Raw genomic sequence first — 4,308 nt, 5'->3', positions numbered from 1 at the left:
ATAGAACGTGCGCTAAACGCCAGACCTAGAAAGTGCCTAGGTTACAAACAGCCTGTCGTTGTGTTTAACGAATTACGCAATGCGGCCTAATTTAGCGAGTGGTGCACTTCGGGGTTGAATTCGCGCCAAGCCCACCATCAAAAATAATAATGGCTAACGCTATGTGTCCAAATAAAAAAGCTAAACCAAAATCGTTAAACTTTATTCCACCAGGACCATTTTCTCCTGCTAACATTCCAAGCAGTAGAAAAACTAGTAATATTGGCACACCTACACGCTTAGTTATTACACTCGCAATAATGCAAAGAAAGGCCAAAAAAGCAGAACCTAAAATGTATTGATAAACGACTTCTATAGCCATAATCCCATTACCAAATTTGTACTTCCCCCGATTAGGGTTTCATGGCTACCATCTATTCTATTCAACTTTTTGTATGAGCCAAATCAAGGGGGAGTATTTAAGAATACCAAACTAAAATTATTAAGTTTGAGAAAGCATTACAAGCAAATAAGATAACATATTCGATTAATTTATACTATCCACGGGCGCCATCGCATATCTATGTATAGTTCAGTATATTGAGGTTAATAACCTAGAGTTAGCTATTTTACCCTCAATAAAAGGCTTACAATTTAAGCATGAAATTAGGCCTCTCACATAGCTATTTGATATCTACTCGCTATACCGTAGAGGCTTTGTTTCCTAAATCAGTTGAACTAAAACCATAGCTGGTGATCTGATCGACATAGCCCATCAACTCGCCCATCAATCGTGTCAAAACCTCGATATAAAACAATCAACTGGAAGCAATACAATCAAGCCCTGATCAATCGTGGCTCACTTACCTTCTGGATTGATGAGGACGCTATCGCCCAGTGGAAAGCTAAGGCCGAGCAACCAAGGAAAGGTCGACCACGCGTATTTAGCGACTTAGCCATTACCACCGCGCTGATGGTTAAACGTGTTTTCTCGATGCCACTACGAGCGTTACAAGGCTTTATCAACTCGGTGTTTAAACTGGCTGATATTCCGCTTTCGTGCCCACATTACACTTGCATCAGCAAACGCGCTAAAACCGTCAAGATTGCTTTTAAAACCAAGACGCGTGGCACCATTGAGCACTTGGCTATCGACTCGACAGGCTTGAAGGTTTATGGCGAAGGTGAGTGGAAAGTGAAGAAACATGGCACAGATGGCAAGCGCCGCGTGTGGCGTAAGCTGCATATCGCTGTCGATACCCATAGCCATGAAATTATTGCAGCGGAACTGAGTTTATCCGGTGTCACTGACGCTAAAGTTATGCCGAATTTGCTCAAGCAAATCCATCGCAAAATCCGCAATATCTCAGGTGATGGTGCTTACGACACAAGAGCCTGTCACGATGCCGTTCGTAGAAAACGGGCTTTAGTACTCATTCCACCGAGGGAAGGCGCTGCGCTCTGGGAACAAGGTCATCCGCGTAACTTAGCGGTCAGTTGGCAACAGCTTCATGGTTCAAATAAACAGTGGAAAAAACGGTATGGTTATCATCGGCGGTCAATCTCAGAAACAGCAATGTACAGAGTGAAGCAACTACTTGGTGGCAGATTGAGCCTGCGAAATTATAACGGTCAGGTAGGAGAAACTTACGCGATGATAAAGGCGTTGAACAAACTCACTGGGCTAGGCATGCCTGAAACTTACCGTGTAGTTTAATATTCAAACGATTATGAGGAGCTTTGCTCGCTGAATCGATTTAGGAAACAAAGCCCCTTGGCGCTTGTCTCTTTGCACATAACCTTCAATGTGCCACAGCTTGTTTCGTGTATTTCGGTTGATACGAGGTTGCGGCAAGCTACCATCTTTTATTCTTCGCCAGAGCGTCGTATAGCTAATGTGGTAACGAGCCATCACTTCGTAAGATGTTAGAAAAGGGGTTACCTGGTGCGCTACTGCTGTCATCTGTATTCTCCTGAAAATCAATGTAAAGCTATCATCGCCTGGTTCATCACTTGTTGATGGTCAGAAAGATGCATGATTTGTTCAGAAGATCAGCCTTATCATGACACCGGTATCATTGTGCAGTTTACCAAATTTCCAGTTTACGGCGAAAAGTGCCGTAAAATCGCATTAAGTTAAACCATCTTTATCAATATGCACGCTCTAGCTACTAGGAATTCAGCGTAGCGGTATACTTCGTAAATGCATTTCAATGGCTTCAATGACTGACTTAGTAAGGGGTAAATGCGCTTTTTCTTTCGCCCATACCTCATGGAAGCCTGCTACGGTTTGTTTGGCTGTATCTAACACCAATTTTTCTGGCAACATGGCTTTAGCCGCTAAGTGTGATAGCTCATCCAGCGTGAAATCGCTGAATCTCTTGCTACGGCTCACCTTCAGCGATGCACTATCATCGGGGATATAAGGAATGGTTGAAACAAAGTCATAAGCAGGCGCAATCGATGCGGTGCGCTTATCTTTGTAGATCACAGACCAATTCTTCAAATGCATATCCGCATTGCCAATTAAGGTATTGAACACCAGTCGGCGAGTAAATTCAGCAATGTCTTCGTCTTGCCCTTCAATACCGATAACCTGAGCAATATTTCGCATACTGGCTTTTTTGTACTTATCTTGAGGATAAACGCCAAACACTTGCGCAAAGTCCTCAATGTGAACAGCTTGACCATCTGCACGGTCAAAACGCTTGATCACAAAAGCGCTATCACCAAATTTGCCAATGCCATTTGGGATATTAGTAATCCGATTAATAGGGAGTAGCTGCGTTTCTGGCACGTCCATTCCCAACATTCGAGCCAGTTCCATCATTGAATATTCATTTTCTGGCACAGCGTCAAATCGAGATGACGGCAACTTCACAATCCAAGAGCCACCTTTACCAGTTGCTGGAATGGTCAAGCCGCCGTTAGCCTGTTGCACGGCTGAAAACTTCAACTGCACACCCGCCAATGAGAAGCGCATCGGCGCTTCAATTTTCGTTTCATCGTCAATGCCTTGATGCACATTAGGTGGCAGCGCTTCACCACCCGCCGGTTCAACCGTGATCGCGCCAGCTAAATCCTGCCCTAGCACCCACAATAGAAAAAACTCCCGTGCTGGGTTCACACCAGCACGCTCAGCCAGGTAATTACGCATGGTTTCTTCTGGTAAAAGGTTGGAGAAAAACGGGGTTAACTTAGTTTGGGTAGGTTTGAAGCTAGTCAGCAGGCCACCGAGCGAATCTTTAAAGCCAAGCCCTAACACAGGCCGCGATTCGTCATTAATGTACGAATCCATAAAGGCAAAAAGTGTTCTGTCATTACCCACGTTGGTGATCGTTGCGATCGGTTCACCATAGAGCAACACGTTGAGCGTAGAGACATGGTTAGTCATCGTCGTCTTCCTCTAACTGATACGCGGGCGACATTGGCTCACCCTCATCGCTGATGCCGTTAATACCTTGGCCACTTCGAATGATCGACTTGATGGCAGGTACAGACTTTTTAGGCGCAACCAATAGCTCTAGGTCTAGTACACGGGCAAGTGCAATCAAACTGGATATTCTTAAATCAACACTGCCAGACTCGATTTTCGAAATATGGCTTTGAGGCACACCCGAACGAGTACTTAACTCTCTCTGGCTAAACCCCTTTCGTACCCGAGCTTCTCGAAGACTTTCTAGTATCTGCTCTGTTACATAGCTCATTTCGATACGCCTTAATGCATCACTTAAGAATAATTATATACAGAAACATATCACAGTAACTCAAACAACACAAATTCGATTAGCTATTACATATCAAAATCCATTATCTGATACATAATTACATATAAGTAGAAGGAGATTTTTGTCATCGACAAAAGAGCGATACTCTCGCTGATAATCGCGAACTGACGCATCAAACTCCCTAAGTACTTTTGTCGCTCAGCCCTTATACAGCAAGGGCTACAGAAGAACTCGCGTCAAATCGCCAGAAGATAAGTGCAACAAAGAGGAAGTTTGTACACAGTTACAGGAAATTTTGTACACACAAGTCGAAAAACAAGTGCAAAATGATGGTGTAAACAGCAACTAAATTTGAAGGTAAGTCTGATATCTCAATTAGAAATAACCGTATTGGTTCGCTTCAACGTCGTCAGCAACATCATGCACTTGGAGAGCTTAGATAGCGTTCGGCTAAGTAATAGCAATGTTATGTAAGCGCGAATTCAACCCCGAAGTGCACCACTCGCTAAATTAGGCCGCATTGCGTAATTCGTTAAACACAACGACAGGCTGTTTGTAACCTAGGCACTTTCTAGGTCTGGCGTTTAGCGCACGTTCTATA

Annotated in this window: 5 protein-coding genes; 1 reads left to right on the top strand and 4 read right to left on the bottom strand. The window is 43.9% G+C overall.

Features of this window, described 5'->3' with window-relative positions; translation table 11 throughout:
* Positions 1 to 91 precede the first annotated feature (91 nt).
* Positions 92 to 361, bottom strand: coding sequence for a hypothetical protein (locus L1272_RS22625; RefSeq protein WP_063530058.1), 270 nt, complete (start codon positions 359 to 361; stop codon positions 92 to 94).
* 411 nt (positions 362 to 772) lie between these two features.
* Between L1272_RS22625 and L1272_RS22620 the strand changes: the two genes are divergently transcribed.
* Entirely contained in the window at positions 773 to 1,696 is a 924-nt protein-coding gene (locus L1272_RS22620) for an IS5-like element ISSpu11 family transposase (protein WP_063530059.1), read from the top strand.
* A gap of 3 nt (positions 1,697 to 1,699) precedes the next feature.
* On the opposite strand, the gene L1272_RS22615 is transcribed toward L1272_RS22620, so the two are convergent.
* From L1272_RS22615 to L1272_RS22605, 3 genes are all read right to left on the bottom strand, one after another.
* Positions 1,700 to 1,942 carry a helix-turn-helix transcriptional regulator gene (locus L1272_RS22615; protein ID WP_063530060.1) on the bottom strand — a complete coding sequence of 81 codons (243 nt, stop codon included), beginning with the start codon at positions 1,940 to 1,942 and terminating at the stop codon, positions 1,700 to 1,702.
* A gap of 216 nt (positions 1,943 to 2,158) precedes the next feature.
* Positions 2,159 to 3,373 (bottom strand): type II toxin-antitoxin system HipA family toxin, encoded by a 1,215-nt coding sequence (locus L1272_RS22610; protein WP_063530061.1) that lies wholly within the window; start codon positions 3,371 to 3,373, stop codon positions 2,159 to 2,161.
* Positions 3,366 to 3,686: a helix-turn-helix domain-containing protein gene (locus tag L1272_RS22605; RefSeq protein WP_063530062.1), complete on the bottom strand. Its 321-nt coding sequence runs from the start codon at positions 3,684 to 3,686 to the stop codon at positions 3,366 to 3,368. The genes L1272_RS22610 and L1272_RS22605 overlap by 8 nt, the downstream gene beginning before the upstream one ends.
* Positions 3,687 to 4,308 lie beyond the last annotated feature (622 nt).

This window comes from Pseudoalteromonas sp. PAST1, assembly GCF_021532515.1.
GTDB lineage: Bacteria > Pseudomonadota > Gammaproteobacteria > Enterobacterales > Alteromonadaceae > Pseudoalteromonas > Pseudoalteromonas simplex.
Note: the sequence above shows the minus strand (reverse complement) of the source record. Positions and strands in the feature narration are given on the sequence as shown.

Excerpts from the sequence above, each read along its gene's own strand:
- L1272_RS22605 (WP_063530062.1), bottom strand. The coding sequence starts at position 3,686 with ATGAGCTATGTAACAGAGCAGATACTAGAAAGTCTTCGAGAAGCTCGG.
- L1272_RS22615 (WP_063530060.1), bottom strand. The coding sequence starts at position 1,942 with ATGACAGCAGTAGCGCACCAGGTAACCCCTTTTCTAACATCTTACGAA.
- L1272_RS22625 (WP_063530058.1), bottom strand. The coding sequence starts at position 361 with ATGGCTATAGAAGTCGTTTATCAATACATTTTAGGTTCTGCTTTTTTG.
- L1272_RS22610 (WP_063530061.1), bottom strand. The coding sequence starts at position 3,373 with ATGACTAACCATGTCTCTACGCTCAACGTGTTGCTCTATGGTGAACCG.